General features: G+C 41.5%; 12 protein-coding genes. 5 read left to right on the top strand and 7 right to left on the bottom strand.

Features of this window, described 5'->3' with window-relative positions; translation table 11 throughout:
- Positions 1 to 139 precede the first annotated feature (139 nt).
- From ELR70_RS02180 to ELR70_RS02165, 4 genes are all read left to right on the top strand, one after another.
- Positions 140 to 1,744 (top strand): isocitrate lyase, encoded by a 1,605-nt coding sequence (locus ELR70_RS02180; protein ID WP_054017681.1) that lies wholly within the window; start codon positions 140 to 142, stop codon positions 1,742 to 1,744.
- 558 nt (positions 1,745 to 2,302) lie between these two features.
- Complete coding sequence (locus tag ELR70_RS02175) at positions 2,303 to 4,396, top strand: ATP-binding protein (RefSeq protein ID WP_054017682.1); 2,094 nt, start codon at positions 2,303 to 2,305, stop codon at positions 4,394 to 4,396.
- Positions 4,397 to 4,690: 294 nt separating this feature from the next.
- Positions 4,691 to 5,170, top strand: a complete 480-nt coding sequence (locus ELR70_RS02170) for a hypothetical protein (protein ID WP_054017683.1) — start codon at positions 4,691 to 4,693, stop codon at positions 5,168 to 5,170.
- A 208-nt stretch (positions 5,171 to 5,378) separates the two neighbouring features.
- Positions 5,379 to 5,909, top strand: a complete 531-nt coding sequence (locus tag ELR70_RS02165; protein ID WP_054017684.1) for a hypothetical protein — start codon at positions 5,379 to 5,381, stop codon at positions 5,907 to 5,909.
- A gap of 120 nt (positions 5,910 to 6,029) precedes the next feature.
- Here the strand turns inward: ELR70_RS02165 and rmuC are convergent, their stop codons facing one another.
- From rmuC to ELR70_RS02135, 6 genes are all read right to left on the bottom strand, one after another.
- Positions 6,030 to 7,487 (bottom strand): DNA recombination protein RmuC, encoded by a 1,458-nt coding sequence (rmuC, locus tag ELR70_RS02160; protein WP_054017685.1) that lies wholly within the window; start codon positions 7,485 to 7,487, stop codon positions 6,030 to 6,032.
- A 119-nt stretch (positions 7,488 to 7,606) separates the two neighbouring features.
- Positions 7,607 to 8,299: a response regulator gene (locus tag ELR70_RS02155; RefSeq protein ID WP_054017686.1), complete on the bottom strand. Its 693-nt coding sequence runs from the start codon at positions 8,297 to 8,299 to the stop codon at positions 7,607 to 7,609.
- Entirely contained in the window at positions 8,300 to 8,506 is a 207-nt protein-coding gene (locus tag ELR70_RS02150) for a hypothetical protein (RefSeq protein ID WP_054017687.1), read from the bottom strand. It lies immediately after the preceding gene.
- Between the two features lie 239 nt (positions 8,507 to 8,745).
- Positions 8,746 to 11,841, bottom strand: a complete 3,096-nt coding sequence (locus ELR70_RS02145; protein WP_054017688.1) for a DEAD/DEAH box helicase — start codon at positions 11,839 to 11,841, stop codon at positions 8,746 to 8,748.
- A 155-nt stretch (positions 11,842 to 11,996) separates the two neighbouring features.
- Positions 11,997 to 12,959, bottom strand: coding sequence for a ParB N-terminal domain-containing protein (locus ELR70_RS02140; protein ID WP_054017689.1), 963 nt, complete (start codon positions 12,957 to 12,959; stop codon positions 11,997 to 11,999).
- 16 nt (positions 12,960 to 12,975) lie between these two features.
- Positions 12,976 to 14,208: an AAA family ATPase gene (locus tag ELR70_RS02135; RefSeq protein ID WP_054017690.1), complete on the bottom strand. Its 1,233-nt coding sequence runs from the start codon at positions 14,206 to 14,208 to the stop codon at positions 12,976 to 12,978.
- A gap of 700 nt (positions 14,209 to 14,908) precedes the next feature.
- Here ELR70_RS02135 and ELR70_RS02130 point away from each other — a divergent pair.
- Positions 14,909 to 16,123 carry a hypothetical protein gene (locus ELR70_RS02130; protein ID WP_054017691.1) on the top strand — a complete coding sequence of 405 codons (1,215 nt, stop codon included), beginning with the start codon at positions 14,909 to 14,911 and terminating at the stop codon, positions 16,121 to 16,123.
- Positions 16,124 to 19,168: 3,045 nt separating this feature from the next.
- Here the strand turns inward: ELR70_RS02130 and ELR70_RS02125 are convergent.
- A complete protein-coding gene (locus tag ELR70_RS02125; protein ID WP_054017692.1) occupies positions 19,169 to 20,041 on the bottom strand; it encodes a DNA replication terminus site-binding protein in 873 nt (290 codons plus the stop codon).
- Positions 20,042 to 20,967: the final 926 nt, after the last annotated feature.

The raw sequence follows: 20,967 nt of genomic DNA, 5'->3' as shown, positions 1-20,967 counted from the left end.
CTGACAATAACAACTATAAATTTAAAAAATTCAACTGGTCGGTCTAGTGTTTATTTAAACGCCAGCAAGCACTCTCACATTCGCAACCTGGCGGACAACATAAACCAGTTAGCTTAAACCCGTTCGAAGGAATTTTGTTATGAGCAGTTATACCTCTCAAATTGATCGTTTTTCTACATTGTGCCAGTCTCAGGGCGATACATGGCAAGGTATCAACCCCGAATTTGCAACCAGAATGCATTTACAAAACCGCTTTAAAACGGGTCTGGATATCGCCAAATACACCGCGAAAGTAATGCGTGAAGATATGGCTGCATATGATGCCGACAGCAGCCAGTATACGCAGTCACTGGGTTGCTGGCATGGTTTCACGGCTCAGCAAATGATGATGGCCATTAAGCGCCATAATAAGACCACAAAGCGCTCTTACGTATACCTGAGCGGCTGGATGGTTGCGGCACTTCGCTCTGAATTTGGTCCGCTGCCAGATCAGAGCATGCATGAAAAAACGGCCGTACCTAAGCTGATTGAAGAGATCTACACCTTCCTAAAACAAGCAGATGCACGTGAGCTCGACCACCTTTACAAAGCGCTGGATGAGGCCAAAGCACAGGGCGGTGACGTACAGGCAATCACAGCACAGATAGATAACTTCGAAACTCACGTGGTACCCATCATTGCCGACATCGATGCCGGTTTTGGTAACGAAGAAGCCACCTACCTGCTGGCAAAACAAATGATTGAAGCGGGTGCCTGTGCCATTCAAATTGAGAACCAGGTGTCGGATGCTAAGCAGTGTGGTCACCAGGCCGGTAAAGTGACGGTGCCTCATGAAGACTTTTTAGCCAAAATCAATGCGGTGCGTTACGCATTCCTGGAACTTGGCGTAGAAGATGGCATTATTGTCGCCCGTACTGACTCGCTGGGTGCCAGTCTGACTCAAAAAATCCCGGTTTCTAAAACACCCGGCGATTTGGCCAGCCAATACAATGCGTTCCTCGACACCACCGTTATCTCTGGCGCTGCGGATCTGAACGAAGGTGACATGGTCATTAAACAAAATGGTGAGCTGTGTAAGCCTGTGCGCCTTGATAATGGCCTGTATCAGTTCAGAGAAGGCACTGAAAAAGACCGTGTGGTACTCGATTGTGTCACCAGCTTGCAATCGGGCGCCGATCTGCTGTGGATTGAAACTGAAAAGCCCAATGTAGAGCAAATCGCGGAGCTGGTAAACCGAGTACGTGAGCAAGTGCCCAACGCCAAGCTGGTGTATAACAACTCACCATCATTCAACTGGACGTTGAAGTTCCGTGAGCAGGTTTACGCAGAATGGCAGGCACAAGGTAAAGATCTATCGGCGTACCCGGATCCAACTCAAGATCCTAAAGCGCTAATGTCTCCAGAACTAGATCAATCGGAACTGGCAGCTGAAGCCGATGCTAAAGTGCGTACCTTCCAGCGTGACGGTGCAGCTCAGGCGGGTATTTTCCATCACCTGATCACTTTACCGACCTATCACACAGCCGCACTGAGCACAGATATTCTGGCTGAGGGGTACTTTGGTGACCTGGGTATGCTTGCATACGTACGTGATGTTCAGAGACAAGAAATTCGCCGTGAGCAGGCTTCTGTAAAACATCAGGACCTGGCAGGGTCAAACATTGGTGATACACACAAAGAGTATTTTAGTGGTGAGAACGCGCTGAAAGCAGGTGGTGAAGCCAACACTATGAACCAGTTTTAATTGTCATATGATTCCTTAATCAAGCAAGGGCCTGCGGGCCCTTTTTAGATCAGTTTTTTACTACCTTTCACTCCGGTATTTTTCCCTGTCTGTACAACGACTCAATCAAACACCCGTTGTCGTTTCTTGTGACCCTTTATATATCGCCAGATAAATCCTGGATCAGAATTTTACTCGCTAGAAGTCAATCGTCCGAAGTAATGGATCAAGATTTTATTAGCTGAGGGGCTCTGTTTGCCTGCCAGGGTCGTAAGTAGAAAAATTGGGGAAAGTTAGGGTTTTTTAGTTCAAAAATAGAAAAAAGCCATCGATTTTCAGCTGAAAAATTCGACTCGTTGCAATAATAAATACGGCTCAGGCCACATTTTTACTAACTCAGGTATCCATAAATCAAATTTTTACTAAGTCCGAAAGCGGATAGAACAAAATTTTACTAACTAGATGGCCATCAAATCATTATTTTACCAACTCAGCGCTCTGTAAACCCCTTTACAGCTCCATAATTGCACCACAATTATTGCATACTCTGAAAAAAGTCTGATGTGCCACGAAAAAATTATGAAAAAAATACTGCTTCCATCTGCTTTTGCGTTACTCAGTATAGTCACTGTTAATGTGCAGGCAACTGGCTCGACTTTAACATTACAGGAAATAAAAAAGCTCGAGTTGTCGGGCAACTACGAGCAGGCACTCAGTAGCCTGACCCCATTTTACGTCCATGGTGACCTGAAAAAGCAACTAGCAGCACGCTTTGTTGAAGCACAAATCTATCGCAAGCAGGGCAATCATCAGCAAGCCATTGATGCGTTAGACAGATTACCCAGTCAATTTCAGCTGGATATCGACAACCAGTACCGGCTTTATAAAGAACTGGGGATTAATTACCGACGTATGGGCAAGCTGGATGACGCTGAAAGTAACTACAGGCAAGCTTTAGAAAAAGCTAAAGAGCTGAATAATAGTGACTTTATTGGTCAAAGTTATTCTAATCTTGGCACCTTGTATGACAACAAGAATGAAATGGCAATGGCGATGCAGTTTCAGCTTAAAGCCAGAGATGCACTTAAAGGCAGTCAGCTTCACGGGGTGGTCGCAAACAATTTTTATAATCTGGGTGATATGGCCATGCGCTTTAACGACCTGGAGCAGGCCGAGTTCTTTTTTACCAAAGCCCTGGTAGCAGACAAGAAATCGGGTGAGCTAAGCAATATTGCCGGCACAGCACTGAGACTGGCTCAAGTCACATTTAAACGCAAAAACTACTTACTGGCTGTAGAAAAAACCACAGAGGCCATTGAACTGTTGGAGCAAATTCCGGCCAATGTCAGCCTGGCGCGTGCCCATAAGCTGATCAGCCAGGCCTATCTCAAGCTGGAAAAAGGAGCCAAGGCCGAAGAGCACGCCAGGTTGTCGATGCACTACGCAGCTCAAAGTGATAACCTGATACAGCGCTTTTATGCCCACGTCATTATGGCACGTGCCTATCTATATCAACATAAACCAGAACTGGCACAGCCCCACTACGAGTGGCTGACACGCTTTATGGCAGAAGAAGATGAGAACTCTCACATGTCTCAGGTTTATTATAACCTCAAAGCCAAATATGACTTTCAACAAGGTAACCACCAGGAAGCCTATGAAGCACTCAGTCAGGCCAATACGTTTTTTGCTCAAAATATAGAAAAAGCCAACTCAGAGCAGGCACTGACTCATAAACGCACCATAGACACGGTTATGCAACAACAACGACTGGATGACTCAGAACATCATCGTAAGCTAACAGAAAGCCAGTTGCGTAATGCCCAGTTGATGCAACGCATGTGGTTGTTTGTCGCCCTGACTTGCCTGTTACTGGGTATCTTAATCACCTATATTTTGTTCAGTAAAAACCGAACAGCTCGCCTCAAAGCCAACCTTTATCAGCAAAACCTCAAACAAAAAGATCAAATGCTGGCAGATATTTCTCATGAACTGAGAACGCCGCTGAGCGTGCTCAAGCTGCACATTGAGGCGCTGGAATATAACCTGCTGGAAGACGACACCCTGGCATACAGTAAGATCAATGAAAAAATATCCCAACTCAATCATCTGATCTCGGACGTTTATCAACTATCGCAGGCAGATAATCAAGCGATGGTAGTCAATAATCAACCCTACTGTACCCGTACACTCGCAGACAGTTATTGCTACGACATCAAGCGGATGGTGCAAAGTAATGATCTGCACTTTAGTGCTGATGTTTCTATACCAACCAATGCCAGTGTGTTGATAGATAAACCTAAACTAGACAGGGTAATAGATAATCTGGCGAAAAACGCCTGTCTGTACACTGATAAACCGGGACAAGTGCGTCTTAAAATACGGCAAAACTGTGAAGGGCTTATCATTCAGCTGGAGGACTCATCACCTGGCGTATCTGACAATGAAAAACCGCGCTTATTTGAACGTTTGTACCGGGTAGAAAGCTCACGCAGTCGTGCAACCGGAGGTTCAGGCCTGGGTTTATCCTTATGTAAAAGCTTGGTGGAATCCATGTCAGGAGAGATTGAATTAAGAGATAGCAGGCTAGGGGGGCTTTCTGTCCGGGTGACATTATATGCCGCTTCAGCCACACCCAAAGTTAAAATGCCTCAAACCGAGGCACAGATTTAGACTCAAAATGCCTGACATAAAGTCAGGCATTTTTTTAGCTTTTTATTTAATCATAACCATCGTTTCTAAAACGCATCGTGCACAATTAACACATCGCTTGATGCTAAAGCCGGTTATATCAGGCCCCTTTATATTAACATCTGTAGCGCAGCTAAACCCAACCCACTCTTCACAGATCCGACCTCAGTAAAAATTACTCTATAACTGCTCCGATCAGGTGTGACGGGTGTTCTCCTCCATTTTCTTTCCACAATGATTGGTTTTAATAAGCAATATACACGGGAGGAATGGTCTATGACACAGCGAACTATGAAACACAATGAATGGGTAAAAATTGTTGAATCCAGACATCGTCAGAAAAAGCAAAATACGACAGTAAAAACCACATTACCAATCTGGTCTATGTTGTTAGGCGGCTTTATCATACTTTCAGCTGCATGGACCTACTTTGTTGATAGCTCATCTGAAGACGTTCAGGTTGCAGCGATTGATTCTAGCGCTCAAAAACGCATTACACGCTACTTTTCTAAGCAGTTCATGATGGGCAGCTGGAAGTTTAATAATATTGATTTTAAAAGCGGCGAGCTCAATGTGTTTATTCAGATCCCGACTAAATTGGCAATGTCTGAAAGCGAAGTGAAAGAGTATATTCGTAACTCACTGTGTCCATCAGCCAGCAGCCGTGTTTGGCAGGATGTACAAAATAACGAGATGTATATTTACTTGTATACAGATATACCACGCAGAGGCAAATACGCTTTGTGTAATAGCTGATCATACCAAAAAATAAGGGGCCTGATGGCCCTTTTTTATTATCTGCAACACACTTATAACTTCTCCTGTTAAATACTCCTCTCTTTTGGCTACTACACTGTTAAAAATGATAATCTTTATTGACTCGTGTATTATGAGTCTGTTTTCCAGCTTACCTCCAGCTCTTATGAATTAAGGAAAATTAATAATAATAAATGAGTGACCAACAATGAAAATAATAAAATTGATCTTAGCCATTACGTTTGCTGCAGCTCTGAGTATCATTTTCTTTCATCAAACACTGATATCCTCTGTGCTTTTGCCCCAATATATTGCCTGGGCAGAAAAAACGGAGATACTAGGTCGTCAGATTGGCGAACCTTTAGATCAAAAGCACTTAGCAATTGCAAAAGAGATAGGCATCCAATCTCCGGAAAAAGTGCGGATAGTCTATGTTGACGAAGTCCCTTTTCCTCATGACAATTTCGCCTTGAAAACGCTGGGAGAAGCACTTGGTTTTGTAGGTGAGGGTATTATCAATAATGCTCAGGTATTTGGTTATTCCATTTACGTACGTCACGGCTTTGAACTCACAACACCTAAGCTGGCACATGAACTTGTCCATGTTCTGCAGATTGAACGCTCCAGCCTGTCGGCTATCGTGACACAGCACTTTTCTGACCTGGCTGAATATGGCTATGATAATTCACCACTGGAAGTTGAAGCCTTCAAGGCTAATGAAATTTACAAAGATCGTTAGGCCGCATAGTAAAGAGTCGCAAACTCAACAATGAGTATTGCGACCCAAAAGGTATTACCTGCAACAGGAAACATGTACTAACACGCTTCCTGCAGAAACATTCCCGCTAGAGGTTGTACCTCACTCTAATTCAAGCTTCGCTTTTTCGGTTAATTCACGCGGTAACTCGCGAGATACTGAGACACCCAGCTCTTTAAACTCAGAGGCCTGCTTAATCAGGTTTCCTTTGCCGCTGTAGAGCTGTGCCATCGCTTTATCGTACCCTTCTCGGGCTTTATCCAGCTGTTTACCTACCCCCTCCAGGCTGTGTAAAAAAGCATTTAGCTTGGTATAGAATTTTTCTGCACGCAGCGCCAGCTCCTTACTATGTTTACTTTGCTCTTCAAATCGCCAAAGTTGCTTAACAATATTTAGACTCGTCAGCAATGTTGTAGGCGTAGCGATCAATACTTTGTTCTCAAGGGCATACTGATATAAATCGGGTGCATATTTAATGGCCTCAACAAACGCAGATTCCACTGGGATAAACATAATCACCACTTCCGGAGAATTCAGCCCGGGTAGTCGCTCGTAAGACTTATCGCCCAGCTCTTTAACTCGCGCCTTTACCGCTTCAACGTGGGCGATGATAGCCTGGTTTGCCTCGCTATCTTGCTCAGCATTGACATAGCGGGTATATGCGTTCAAAGAAGTTTTAGCATCAACAACAAGGTGACGTTCCTTTGGTAGGTAAACAATCACATCCGGACGATAGTTACCGTTCTCCGTAGAAAAACTCACCTCACGCTGATAGTCATTCCCGGGACGTAAACCCGCACTATCCAGCACATTTTCAAGCATTAATTCTCCCCAGTTACCCTGGGTTTTCTTTTGACCCTGCAACGCATTTGTCAGCTTATGCGCCTGCTCTGTGATGGCTTGATTATTGGCCTGTAAATGCAGTAGTTCAGTGCGCAGCGCCGCTCTTTGTTTGAGTTCTTCACTGTGAATGGCTTCCATTTTATCCCGAAATCCCTTGAGTTCGCCCTGAACGGGTTGTAACAGCTGTGAAATTTTATCCTGACTGTGGCGGGCAAACTTTTCGCTTTTATCCTCAAAGATTTGTGTCGCCAGATTTTCAAACTCTTGTTTTAAAACAGCCTTTGACTGTTCTAGTTGAGCCAGTTGTGCATCAAAAGACTGCTGCTTTTGTACCAGCGTGGTTTTTACATCGGTCAGCTCTAACTCCAGACGGTGAGCATACGCCTGTGTGTCTTGAGCCATATCTTCAGCTTTTTGCCAGCGACTCTGTAACTCATTACTTTGACGTTGCTTCTCTTCCAGCCGAGCTTGCAACTGCTGGCAGTCACCATGAAGCTGCCAATGTTGGCCTTGTGCCTGTTTCAGTTCATCAGTCAATTGTGCAAGCTGACTCTGCAACTGCTCGTTTTGTACTATCAGCCGTTGCCCGGCAGTTTGGTTCTTTTGCCGAAACAAGAAATATAGCGGACCAAAAACACATGAAGATAATACTGCGCCGGCACAGAGTAACGTCAAAATTTGAGCAGGAGAAAGGGTGGCTAAACTAGACAAAAACATAGGCATTCTCTTGACTTAACTATGTTTAGATAATATCAACTACACAGCCTAAATGCCTATTATATTGTGATTTTCTTGAAGTTTGTTGTGGTGAGTAAACGGCGCATAAGCGCCGTTATTTAAGCATCTAGTTGCTGTTCATTGAAACGATAACCAGCACCGTAAACCGATTCAACAATTTTTGGCGAACACTCTATTTGCTTGATCTTTTTACGGATGTTCTTGATATGACTGTCGATAACGCGATCTGAAATATCAAAGTTATCGGGCTGAATATGGTCAAGAATTTGCTGGCGTGAGAAAACCCGATTGGGCGCCTGATACAACATGGCAAAGACGTCAAACTCAACTTTAGTCAAAGACAAGGTGTTGCCCTTAATAGAAACGATTAACTGATCCACATCCACCACAACCGCGGCCTCCTGAGGCGCGCTAGGAGCAGCCTGACAGCGGCGCAGAATCGCCTTGATACGCATCACCAGTTCGGCAGCACTAAATGGCTTACAGACGTAATCATCGGCTCCAAACTCCAACCCCTTTAAACGGTCAGCCTCAGACACCTTTGCCGTTAACATCACAATAGGTACCATTGAGAATTCTCGGATCTGACGCATACATTCAACGCCATCCTGATTTGGTAGCATGATGTCCATCAAGATGGCTTCTGGGTTATTTTCTCTCACCCAGTCGACCACCAAAGCACCATCTGCAATATGGGAAATTTCGAATCCAGAAGCTTTAAAAAACAGCATTACCTGCTCTGCAATATCGTAATCATCCTCAACGATAAGAATATGGTGCTTAGATGTCATTTAGCCTCTCGATTTAGCCTTTAGTTGTGAAAGCTGCTTTTTAACCTGGCCCTTTAGCTTATCCGACAACGTTTCATCGAATAGCAACATGGTCAGAATGCTAGCCAGATCATCTGAACTGGCAACCTCGTTTAGTAGATCATAATCACACTGTGACTGAGGTTCAATAAAGTTTAACTGTGAAATTGCGTTTTCGTAGCACAACATAGCTCGCCCCTTGAGTCCATCGCGTCCTAATTCGCCAATATGGTTATTAAAGTCGAACAATGTGGATCAAATATGGAACAGCTTAAAAACGCACAAAAAAAAGCCGGTTAACATTTAACCGGCTCGATACAAAACTTGTATTTAATAGGGGGAAATCAACAATATGCTTACTACAAACTCGGCGTTAACAACAAGCATAATGATAGACCCTATCTTGTTCTGAAAAGTTCAGAAAAAAATTAGTTTTTTATCATTTCGAGCATTTGCGCTTCATTAAATTGAGTCAAATTCACTCCAGCATCAGCAAACAAGGCGTCTACCAATGCCTGCTTGTCTTTTTGCATCTGATAAACCTTTTGCTCGATCGAATTAGCAATGATCAGCTTATAAACAAATACAGGCTTGTCCTGACCAATCCGATAAGCCCTGTCAGTCGCCTGATTCTCAACGGCAGGGTTCCACCAGGGGTCAAAATGGATCACGGTATCGGCCTGAGTCAGGTTCAGACCCGTTCCACCCGCTTTCAAGCTGATCAGGAAGACATCGACCTCACCTTCAGTGAAACGGGCAATCACTTTATCTCGCTGGCGAGTTTGACCTGTAAGCATAGTGAACGGAATATTCAAGCCATCACAATGGCTGGCAATCATGTCCAGCACACTAGTGAACTGGCTGAAAATAATCACCTTACGACCTTCTTCTAAGAAAATAGGCAAGTGACCAGATAACCAGTCAAACTTTGCACTATTGAATGTCTGAGTTTTATCAACCAGGCTTGGATGACAACAAATCTGACGCAGCTTGAGTAAGGCATCTAAAAAAGCTAGCTTGCTGCGCTCCACGCCTTGCTCTTTAAATAAATCGACCAGGTTAGACTCGATTTTAGCCTGCACCTGATGGTACATATCAGCTTGAGCACCACTGAATTCAAGTTTTTTAACTAGCTCGGTTTTCGCAGGAAGCTCGCGTACAACTTCCGACTTGGTCCGGCGCAGAATAAATGGTGCAATTAATGACTGTAACTCTTTGGCACGCCGAGTATCGCTTTCTTTCTCGATTGGCTGTTGGAAGTAGTGCTTAAACTGTTGTTTAGTGCCAAGTACATCAGGCATCACAAAGTCGAGCAAAGATTTAAGCTCCAGGAGGTTATTTTCGACCGGCGTACCACTCAGACAAAGCTTAAATTCAGCGGACAGCTGCTTCACACATTTGGAAATTTGCGCGGTTTCATTTTTGATGTATTGTGCTTCATCGAGCACGATTGAATCAAACTCCAACTCAGAGTAGTGAGCCAGATCACGTTTTAGTAACGGATAAGTGGTGATGATAAAGCGTGCATTTGCAATTTGGTTAAGTTGCTTATCGCGCTGAGCGCCATGCACCGTTAGTAATGGAAGGTGTGGCGCAAAACGACGGAATTCGTTCTGCCAGTTACCAACCAAACTGGTCGGACAAACAATCAGCGAAGGCTTAGTCACCAAGGTGTTATGCTGAGAGATAAAATAGGCTATCACCTGCAGCGTCTTTCCCAGCCCCATATCATCTGCAAGAATACCACCAAGCTGATGGCGATTCAGGAAACGTAACCAGTCTACCCCCTGCACCTGATAATCACGAAGCGTAAAGTGCTCAGCAGATTCAGGTATGCCAGCGGTATGCGCTTGCTCAGGCTTATTAAGTTCTTCAAGATAATCTAACAGGCGTCGGTCATCAGAGACGCTCTCAACTGCGTTTAGCTCAAATAATTTGCGGGCATACGACAATGGAAACTTAAACTGCGAACTGGAGAGGTAATAGCTAAATCTTGTTTTTAGCAGGATCAACTCGTCGTAAACGGCCTTGGGGATGGCATAGAACTGCTCTGCGATATTAATGTACTGATAAACATTAGCCAAAGAATTTACTTCGTGGGAAGGTACTTTATCCCAATCGAGCGTAACCAACTTGTCATCAAACATTACTCGGCCAATGACATGATGTTTTTTGTCTCGCTTTAGGACCAAAGTAACTTTTGGCGTCTGTACCGCTCGACCATCTTGTAATTCATCTACCTGCCATAGTTTACTTTGCAAGAAAGGACGAACTTCGCTATTGAACCAGTGATAAGTAACATCATCATTATGCGGAAGTACAAAGTGATTTTGCTGAGCAGAAAAGCCTAGTCCATTGAGCATTTTCTCGCAGCGGTTAAGCTGTTTAGCCTTAGAGTAACGACCTTCTTTATCCAACAATGACAACGCAAGCTTGAGAGGTGAGCCGGGCTCTATACTTAATTTGGCAACCAGCTTGTCCTTATTGATCAGGTGTTCGTGTCCATGAGGCGGCGGAACTATATTGTCGGCAAACACATCCTGAAAACGTTTAATCACAGCCTCTATCTTATTAGCATTGATCAAGGGCATTGTGTGCAAGTGGGCAATTTCCTGCGCACTAAGCTCAGACTCGATCCGACCAAGCAGCATATTTTCAGTATCGAGATAAACAGGAGGATCCGTTTTGATCAATTGCCACTGCTCAACCCCACTTAAGTGACTGGTTAAGCGATATTCATCACGCTCCTTTTCCCAACTAAACTCTAAGTGTTGCTTGTGACCAAAAGTAAGCGGTTTACGGCTATTTTGATAGAAACAGCGCTTACTCTGAACAAGCTGTTGCAACGCAGAGAATCCCCAGTTTCCGGACAGTTCAAAGTGGCCCGGCGTATTTTGCGAGCGGATCCAAGAAAATAATCTAAAATCACTCTCTAAGATATCCTTTGGTGGCACCTGGCTATTAAGCTGGTGCTCAGTCAATGCACGGCCAAGAGGGTAAACTCCATCAGGTTTTTGAGGGGTTGTTTTTGGGTTCACTAGCAATTCGTTACCGCGGGACTCAAGCACGAACAACAAAACATTCGTCACATCCAGATCATTCGCTTGTTGCAATTGTGCGAGCTCATTGAACCAATCATTAACCAGATAAGATTCACCAAAACCACCCGAGTGGTCTATTTTTAATTTCAACAAGACAGCCGCAATGTGACGGCACTTTGGGTTATTTGAACAAGTACACTGCGCTTCGACAGAAGGCGTCCCTTTAATCTGCTCAATTTTGATATGTTGAGTGAAGGTATTCCCAAAATTCCCCATCACCTGGGCGTCTATCTTCGTGAAGTCCTCAGAGTGCTCCAGAAAGCTAATTTGTTCATCATGCAAATATTGCTTGGCCTTACTCAATAAGGCAGCATTGAAATACTGTTTGAGAAATCGTTCAGACAGCGGAAACTGAGTCGACTGTTCTTGTTTAATTTCCTCAAATAGTGCTAGAAGTTGCTCTTTAGATAACTGCGAAGACATTCGTTTACAATAAAAAAGACGTAAAAGAGCAGTATATGAAATTACGTATTTGAGCTAAAGGGGCAAATGGTGATAAATCGGGAAAAATTGACTGGTTGGATGACAACAATGTCGAAAAAGTACGAATAACGGCCGGCTAACCCGGCCGTTAAAGACTAATTGAAACTTGCAAGCAACTTCTCTAATTGCTCAAGACGTTTCTCGGTCATAACACGATCATCTATCTTAACTGTGATAGCACCACTTTTAATGTTCTTTTGAACTTTGATGTAATCGTTTTCGAGTAATGCAACGTTCCTTGATTCAGCCTTCGAAAATGTTGTTAGGTAGTTAGTGAGTAACACAGCTCGTTTCTCATCGCTAACAGTCTCAGAAGTTAGCCTCTCAGGTGCGAACTCAGCCAACTTTTGTTTGAACTCCTCACTATGTTCCTGGATAGCTGTGATGAGCTTTTTAGCAGCCTCACGACCTAAATGGTTTGCCGTAGGATATAGACTGACAACTTCAAGCGGGATCTGCTCATATGCTTTTAACGAATCTGCAATCGCGGTATGTGACAAACCCTCAATAGCTGCAATTTCGCGATAAGATCCTTTTTTACCTTGTTGAATCAGTGCCTGCTTAGTTTGGGAGAAGGCTTTACCTTGTTCCCACAAACTCGGTGCGATGTATTGATCTGAAGACACTGAAAGCACTTTCGCATCTTCGTCGGAAAAATCGGCAGAAGTTAAAATGACGTAATCAGCGCCACCGAGGAGACAGGCTTTCCTGCGTCTTGAACCTGATAATACCTCATGTACCCCCCCTTTTTCCCAACACAATGCAGGATGTAAATTGCGTTTGTCAGTTTCGATAGCAGGTAGGATATCCGCTACGGAACGCTCGTTCAGCAGTGTCTGATCGCGTCTGTTGTCACCATATACTTTAGTGGCTTGGGCGATTTCATTATGTTTTATTACTTTACAGATCAAAGTGATCATTCTGTTAGGATCACTGGGAGCCGGCATGGTCACCACATCGCCTACCTTTGCCTGATCTAAGAGATCATCTAAACTACTGCCCTCAACGGGTGTTGCAAATGGATCTATGCGTGTGTCGTTCTTACGTTTTCTAGCCATGAAATTGTTTACCTGCTTACTGATCGAGTGATGACTGAGTTGATGGCCAATTTGACCGAATTAACATTTCTAATTCATCCACGACATCTTTTATATTTTCCTGTGATTTAATCAAAGACTCTCTGCTTGCAAGCGAGTCAGAGGTTTTCTGATCAAAAATAGTATTAAACGATGAAGAGCTTGCTGTGATTGCGGAACTGTGATTTATGGGATAACTCATTACCTGACGACCAAACGCACTGCGGACATCCTTCACGATATCGCGTTGAGAATGGTTTCCTTTGACGTAATTAGTAACCAAAAACTGCATAAAATCCCAACCTTCATGTCCAAGTGCTGCGACTGTATGATAGATCTCTCCAAGTCTTTTTAAATACTTGTTATTAGCATCAAAATCGACAGCTTCTGGATGTACGGGTATTAGCATAGCCGTAGACGCCATCAGGGCGTTGTAGAACATGAAATTAAGCGAAGGTGCGGTATCTATCAAAATAATATCAAACTGCTCTGAGACTGGCTCTATGACCTTCTCTTTCAACTTATGGTAGTGGCGTGTTTGTGCGTAACTAGATGATTCTTTTAATTCTGTAGCAGTCTCATGCTCGAAGTAGAAATCGTCCATACCGGATGGCAATACACGTATATTAGGGATATGAGTTTCTCTGAATGCATCTGAAACCAATTGTTGCCAAGTTTCACCTTCGTCTAACTCAATACAATCGCGCATTAGATCTCCGACAGTGATCGGCTCTGGATCTTGTGATGGAAAGAAGCTTGAAGATGATCCTTGAGGATCCAGATCAATGATCCCAATGCGATATCTTTTTATGTTTGTTGTAGCAAGGGCTGCTGCGATATTTACCAGGCTGGTCGTTTTACCACATCCTCCTTTAAGGCTATTTATCACAATGACCTGTAATTTATCGTTTGGCTTTCTGTGATCAGCATCAATACCTAATATTTCTGCCATCGAAAAGATGTTGGCTAACGTGTAAGCATAATGACCGTTCGCACCTTTTTGGATGGCCAAGTGATCAAAATCACCTTGATCATGACGTCGCTTAAGTGTTCTATTATTAACACCAAGCAGATCTGCTGCAGCTTTTTGTGTATATGTACGAAGTTCTTTATCCTCGCTTTTAAGATGAGCGCGATAATGCTGAATTCGACCTTCTAGAGATTTTTCAGCAACTTCTGCGGTTGCTTTAAGCAGCCTGTACGTTGAGAGCGCATTACTATTGATAGACATACGTTATTTCCTTCAAATGATGGCTATTATTATAATGTCCATTACTTTTGCAGTAAACATAAAAAAACAAAGACATCAACATTTGCAACTCACCTAAGGTATAAATAAATAAGTTTAGAAGTGGTTAGATCTATAGGTACTAAAGGCTAAGAGTTCTTTTAATAAAGCTATATTATTGTTTTTACTAAATATTAGTTCAATATCCTGGATCAGGAAAATACTTGGTTAAGATCAGATCTTTCCATACTCCCAGATCGGTTTTTTACTAACATGATTTTTGATTTTGCTAATATGCACAACTTATACACACACTTGTCCACCGTTTGATGCGGTTGGATCTATATTTTACTAAGTTAATTCAGTAAGTTATACACTAAACTCAACGAATACGAAGGTTTTGATAGGTAAAGATCTGATCTGTACTTAGAATAGATCGGATCCTTACCTGCTTGATCTCAATTTATCCACAACAGATCGGAGAAAACCAGATTTCCAGGCATATATGGAGCTTTTACGGACATTTTTGATGAGGGTTTTTGTATCAGTTGGTATAAACTGGATCCCAGAATGTCGAAACTTAGTAAAAAAGTGATCCAAGGCTGATTTTTTAGTACAGATCACTTTTTTACTAACTTAAACAATTAACTTTTGATCGTGAATGTGTTGTCATTAACCGTCGCAAAATTCTGGAAGTAATAAAATGAGCCGAAAGGTAAACATCTCAGTTGATAATTTACCTGATTCCCTTAGAGGTCAGATCCATGGTGTTGAAAGCGCAACCGATAACGAGAGTTTAGCGTTGTTCACTGACAACAAAGATGTTCGAGTATCATTGGAAAGTGCTAGTCATGGTTTGCGAGCTTATTCTAATACGTTCAATCATTACGACCTTTGGGGGCGATTTGTGCGTTCCGGCTATAAAAAGCTGCCTCTGGAAGAAGCGCCAAAGAAAACCATTATTTCCAGAAGAATTTCGGAAAAAGTTGACGGTATCGTGTACGACGGTGAGCTAAAAATCACGCCGGCTGTTGTAAGCAGTAAAAAAGACGGTGAGGAAGCTGAGTTTCTTGTCTGGCCGTCGGATCGCGAGGAGAAGGTAGAGCGCGCACTAATCCGTCTGGCTTCAAAAGGTAAAATTGTAAAAATCAATTTTAAGTCCGGTATTCAATATGCTGTCATTTTCTCTATGAATGAACTAGCGCAAGAGCTAAAAGCTGTTGGCCAATCAATGCCTTACCCGCAGATCAAAGAATCTTTGGAAGCCTTGCAAGGGTCTAAACTGTCGTTCAAATATCGTGCTACGGACACAAAAAGCACAGATATAGATGACTCATTTTATGAGTCTAATATGAACTTTTTGTCTTCATTACACTTCAGTGGTAAAAAAGGCCAGGGTGGCAATGTTAAGTGTGTAGCTTGTCTTAATGCTTTTGTTCACAATATGATCGACAATCTAGAATACAAAGGATATTACTTCAACAGCGCACAGGAACTTAAGCGGGGTTTATCTCGCTGGATGATGCTCCGTTTGTATCATTTATGGAGATATGCTGCGCCAGGAAAAACTTATCACTTCCGTCTTTTATCTATCATGGAAAAATATGGTTCCATCTACCCTGATGACGAAATAACAGACAATAAATTGAAAGCATTACGACGAGATATGACGACGACTATGAAAGACCTGATCGAAAAAGGGGCTATCTCGGAGTATCACATTTCTAATGTAAAAGATGATAAAAGTGGAAAAATCGTAGACTATGTATACGAAATGCACCCTTCAGCACAGTTCTGTGATGAAATATTAGCATTAAATAAACACAATAAGAGAATTGAAATTCAGGGTGGAAAGCGTATCGTCGAAAACGCGGAAGTGATAGACGAAGATACGTTGGAAGAAATAGTTAAAAAGTAACTTGATTGACGAAAATAGAATTTAGCTTTCTCATTCGGTGAACTAAATTCTATTATGTTAAATTAATAGTGTTATTGTATTTTATTACGAGTTCTCGTAATGCCGTTAGGCTTTTGATATCTATAAACTGAACAATATACCTTCCAGAGATTGCCTTACTTCAATAAAAGTTTTTCTGACAGCCATTTTTTAAATAAATAGGCTGGTCGAAGACGCGTTTGGTTTTAACACAATAATTTTATGATGTGTTCTTTTTGATACTAAAGTGAGGTCTTCGTTTGGCAAATATGGATAGTAGGGTGAGGCGATCCAGTATAGGGTTTTCTTGGTGTGAGATTATCTATATCCCTGAATTTGAAAATGAGATGCGGATCAAGGTTTAGACGCTGATGGCTATGTTAAATTAATCAGGCAACAAAGCAGAGATGATTTGAGAATAGTGCTGTTAAATTTATGATGTGTTCTCTACTTTTCAAACCAGGCGGGGACAGGTTGGCCATGGAATACAGAATCAAGTTTGTCTGTTTTAACTCGTTGTACTGACGTGGTTACTAGCAACGGTTAGGTATTGGTGGCTATGCTAGCTCGATAGGATTACACAGTAGCAATGTTCTGATTATTTTAGCGCCTACTTTATGATGTGTTCTTTTTGATGGTAAAATGAGGTCTTCGTTTGGCAAATATGGATGGTAGGGTGAGGCGATCCAGTTTTGGGTCTTCTTTGTGTGAGATTATCTATATCCCCGAATTTGAAAACGAGATGCAGATCAAGGGTTAGACGTTGATGGCTATGTTAAATTAATCAGGCAACAAAGCAGAGATGATTTGAGAATAGTGCTGTTAAATTTATGATGTGTTCTCAATTTTTTCAAACCAGGCGTGGACAGGTTGGCCATGGAATACAGAATCAAGTTTGTCTGTTTTAACTCGTTGTACTGACGTGGTTACTAGCAACGGTTAGGTATTGGTGGCTATGCTAGCTCGATAGGATTACATAGTAGCAATGTTCTGATTATTGTAGCGCCTATTTTATGATGTGTTCTTATTGGTGGTAAAGTAAAGCCTTCGTTTTGGTAAATATGGATGGTAGGGTGAGGCGATCCAGTATGGGGGTTTCTTGGTGTGAGATTATCTATATCCCTGAATTTGAAAACGAGATGCGGATCAAGGGTTAGATACTGGTGGTTATGTTAAATGAATAAGGTGAAGAAGCAGCCATGATTTGAGTATAGTGCCTTTTAGTTTATGATGTGTTCTTTTTGGGTGGTGAAGTGACGCCTGCATTTTGGCAAATATGGATAGTAGGATGAGGCGATCCAGTATAGGGTTTTCTTGGTGTGAGATTATCTATATCTCTCCATTTGAAAACGAGATGCGGATCAAGGGTTAGATACTGGTGGTTATGTTAAATGAATAAGGTGAAAAAGCAGCCATGATTTGAATATAATTCTTTTTGCTTTATGATGTGTTCTCTATTTTTCAAACCAGGCGCGGACAGGTTGGCCATGGAATACAGAATCAAGTTTGTCTGTTTTAACTCGTTGTACTGACGTGGTTACTAGCAACGGTTAGGTATTGGTGGCTATGCTAGCTCGATAGGATTACACAGTAGCAATGTTCTGATTATTGTAGCGCCTATTTTATGATGTGTTCTTATTGGTGGTAAAGTAAAGCCTTCGTTTTGGTAAATATGGATGGTAGGGTGAGGCGATCCAGTATAGGGTTTTCTTGGTGTGAGATTATCTATATCTCTGAATTTGAAAACGAGATGCAGATCAAGGGTTAGACGTTGATGGCTATGTTAAATGAATAAGGTGAAGAAGTAGCTGTGATTTGAGTATAGTGCCTTTTAATTTATGATGTGTTCTTTTTAGGTGGTGAAGTGAAGCCTTCGTTTTGGCAAATATGGATGGTAGGATGAGGCGATCCAGTATGGGGTTTTCTTGGTGTGAGATTATCTATATCTCTCCATTTGAAAACGAGATGCGGATCAAGGGTTAGAAACTGGTGGCTATGTTAAATGAATAAGGTGAAAAAGCAGCCATGATTTCAGTATAATTCCTTTAACTTTATGATGTGTTCTCAATTTTCAAACCAGGCGTGGACAGGTTGGCCATGGAGTACAGAATCAAGTTTGTATGTTTCAATTCGTTGTGTTGGCGTGGTTACTAGCGATGGTTAGGTACTGGTGGCTATGCTAGCTCGATAGGGTTACACAGTAGCGATGTTCAAATTATTGTAACGCCTAAATTATGATGTGTTCTTAAGTGGTTGGCTTAGAGGCTTGAACCTGATACCTATAATTTTGGTTGGGAAAATAATAGTTATCTAGCTAACGAATGCGCTCATTGGTTTTTAAAGATCTAGTGATAGATTAAGAGCATAACGAGCTATGTATTTCAGAGTATTTTTAAATTGCCAAATAAGACTTAATGTTGTGAGGTGTTCCAGACTTGGCCTACTTTTTGGTAGCTGTATTTCGGGTGGTCTTTCTTATTGGGTTTGATACAGATTCCATGAAGTGTTCTAAGCATCATGATCGGATTCTAACGAATTGTATTCATTATGAGTTAGAAATTTACTTGCAACATGCCTTTTGCTTGGTCATATTCTGTAAGACTTTTTCGACTTTATTAAAGAGAAAAAATTTTAGGGCTTTAATAAGGCTCTCGATATATTTTTTATACATTTATATAACTTTATCTATAAAGTATTTTCTCACTATATAAGTATTGAGAGAGTGATTACGTACCATTGATTCCTTAACTTAATTACACTGCTATAACGAAACGGACTGTGCAAGAGGAATAACAAAGATAATAACTTAAAGAGTCCATACATTGCCTCCCAAGAGATAAAAAATCAATGAGCCAAAGTAGATATATGAGGAGTAAAGTTTCTAAACTAAAGTATATTGACCGAGCTAACCTTTCGTTTAAAAAGCTCGGGGGAATAGAAATTTAACTTACAACATACACTGTACTTTCATTTTCTAATTTATTCCTACTGACTAACGTGATGTGTTAGTCTCAGGTTCTATGAGTGCTACTCATTAACTTTTTCTAAGTAAATTCTCTCAATTAAATAATTGTACTCTTTTTTTCGTGGATCCGTATCTTCTCGAATGTAATGTTTCAACTCACCTATCTTTGTTTCTTTTTGCGGATTTAAAAGAACAAATGGTAATGCGCCGCTTACATGATATCGATTTTTTGCACTAAAACGAACATTTACCTCTGGGCTGACTCTGGTAGGGCGCCTTATTCTTAGCTTTGCTGATGACGATAAACTTGAAACCCTAAGCCGTTCTTGTTCAACAATTGATTGCCAATTATTTTGGTCAATTGCTCTTGGATTTGTATATTGAGATGACCTCTGTAGTATATCCAGAGCGGCCTTTTTAGATAACGTTTTTGTTGAATGTTTGGTCATCCAAGTAAAACGTACTGAGTATGGGACTGTGTGTTCAAAGTGTATCTTTCTATAAGCTGCCAAAGTAACTAACCCTGGTACAGCACTATGTACGGCTTCGAATCTTGCGTCGTTATTTGCAATTTCTAAAACCAATTCTTTAAAGGCATCTTTGGCTGCGTTAATTTCTACAAGTCGATTTCGAATTTCACTTTTTGGATCGTTAACTAGTAGTAGTCCTGGGTGGCGTGTAAGTACTTTACCACTCTCTTTCTTATCAAGAAAAAGATCTTTAAATGACCTAACGCAATGCGAAAGAGCTACATCTCCCGTCAATTTTTCTACAGGAATGCTTTCAGGAGCTGAAGTTTCGTCCTTTTTTTCTACAGCTGGGAGCTTAAAATAGACAGCTTGTGTAATATCAGCGGCTTGTATCTCGTCACAGAACAAAGAGATTTGTTCAAAAAGATAATCAAAATGCGACCTTATAGAAAGTTTACTTTTCATGAGATAACCAATAAAAACTATTCAAAAACTGAAGTGATTATACACTTACTTTCTATCGTGCTTGATTAATTTTCTTAAAAACGAATCAATTGCTTTGATAAAATTAAGCATAACAAAAGTATGATGTGTTCCTCTTATTTTAGCTCATCTAACACTTTTGTACAACTCTTCCTGCCTCAGGTTCTCTATATAGAATAGGCCAGGGGGATAGGAAATTACTGGCAACTTCAGGAGCAGAGGCTAATAAAGTAAAAGAGCATTGCTTTGCTTATACAAACGATCCTGGAACATCGTTCTCCTTACAACTATTCTCTCTATACTAGTCTTTTTGTATTAAATGAATAATAGTCTCTGTTACATACATTTTCTGATTAATTGGTTACTTTGTTTCAATGTAGGACAATTCCCAAATCTTGGGCGTTGATCGAGTAATATTTATAGGCACGAAAGTTCAAAAAATAAGGCTTAATGAAGTCAACTTCGGCTAAAAATAGCTTTCTTTAGACACCTTGCTCGTGTTATCTGAACTGCGAATTTTGGTGTTCAAAAAATGTTTCAATGACGAGGTCCAAATAGTTTAACTTTCGTGACTTATAGAAAACTTATGTCGCTTAACTATATTGGCTTTTGTACTTGAGATCTCTTATGGTCGTTATTTCTAGGCTCCAACTTGCACGATACTTTCTTAGCTAACCAATGCTTCTTGTCGGTTATGCTCATAAGAATAGTTTTGATACATTGTTTTTGCCTTGCTCTCCTTGAAGCTGAATTGCGCTGTACCTTCACGCTGTTATTAAACCAATAAATCACTGTATCTTTGTTCGCTCTCTCTGAAGGTCACCAGCTTAGCGCGCGATAAAAATAATTTGATTACCCCGTTATAGGATGTAGATTTGCTTGCCACCTAAAATCTGCCATTTCTCTCT

It is taken from the genome of Pseudoalteromonas sp. R3, from assembly GCF_004014715.1.
GTDB lineage: Bacteria > Pseudomonadota > Gammaproteobacteria > Enterobacterales > Alteromonadaceae > Pseudoalteromonas.
Note: the sequence above shows the minus strand (reverse complement) of the source record. Positions and strands in the feature narration are given on the sequence as shown.

What these genes read in the sequence shown, in the direction of transcription:
- ELR70_RS02180 (WP_054017681.1), top strand. Translation starts at nt 140, where the DNA reads ATGAGCAGTTATACCTCTCAAATTGATCGTTTTTCTACATTGTGCCAG.
- ELR70_RS02175 (WP_054017682.1), top strand. Translation starts at nt 2,303, where the DNA reads ATGAAAAAAATACTGCTTCCATCTGCTTTTGCGTTACTCAGTATAGTC.
- ELR70_RS02170 (WP_054017683.1), top strand. Translation starts at nt 4,691, where the DNA reads ATGACACAGCGAACTATGAAACACAATGAATGGGTAAAAATTGTTGAA.
- ELR70_RS02165 (WP_054017684.1), top strand. Translation starts at nt 5,379, where the DNA reads ATGAAAATAATAAAATTGATCTTAGCCATTACGTTTGCTGCAGCTCTG.
- rmuC (WP_054017685.1), bottom strand. Translation starts at nt 7,487, where the DNA reads ATGTTTTTGTCTAGTTTAGCCACCCTTTCTCCTGCTCAAATTTTGACG.
- ELR70_RS02155 (WP_054017686.1), bottom strand. Translation starts at nt 8,299, where the DNA reads ATGACATCTAAGCACCATATTCTTATCGTTGAGGATGATTACGATATT.
- ELR70_RS02150 (WP_054017687.1), bottom strand. Translation starts at nt 8,506, where the DNA reads ATGTTGTGCTACGAAAACGCAATTTCACAGTTAAACTTTATTGAACCT.
- ELR70_RS02145 (WP_054017688.1), bottom strand. Translation starts at nt 11,841, where the DNA reads ATGTCTTCGCAGTTATCTAAAGAGCAACTTCTAGCACTATTTGAGGAA.
- ELR70_RS02140 (WP_054017689.1), bottom strand. Translation starts at nt 12,959, where the DNA reads ATGGCTAGAAAACGTAAGAACGACACACGCATAGATCCATTTGCAACA.
- ELR70_RS02135 (WP_054017690.1), bottom strand. Translation starts at nt 14,208, where the DNA reads ATGTCTATCAATAGTAATGCGCTCTCAACGTACAGGCTGCTTAAAGCA.
- ELR70_RS02130 (WP_054017691.1), top strand. Translation starts at nt 14,909, where the DNA reads ATGAGCCGAAAGGTAAACATCTCAGTTGATAATTTACCTGATTCCCTT.
- ELR70_RS02125 (WP_054017692.1), bottom strand. Translation starts at nt 20,041, where the DNA reads ATGAAAAGTAAACTTTCTATAAGGTCGCATTTTGATTATCTTTTTGAA.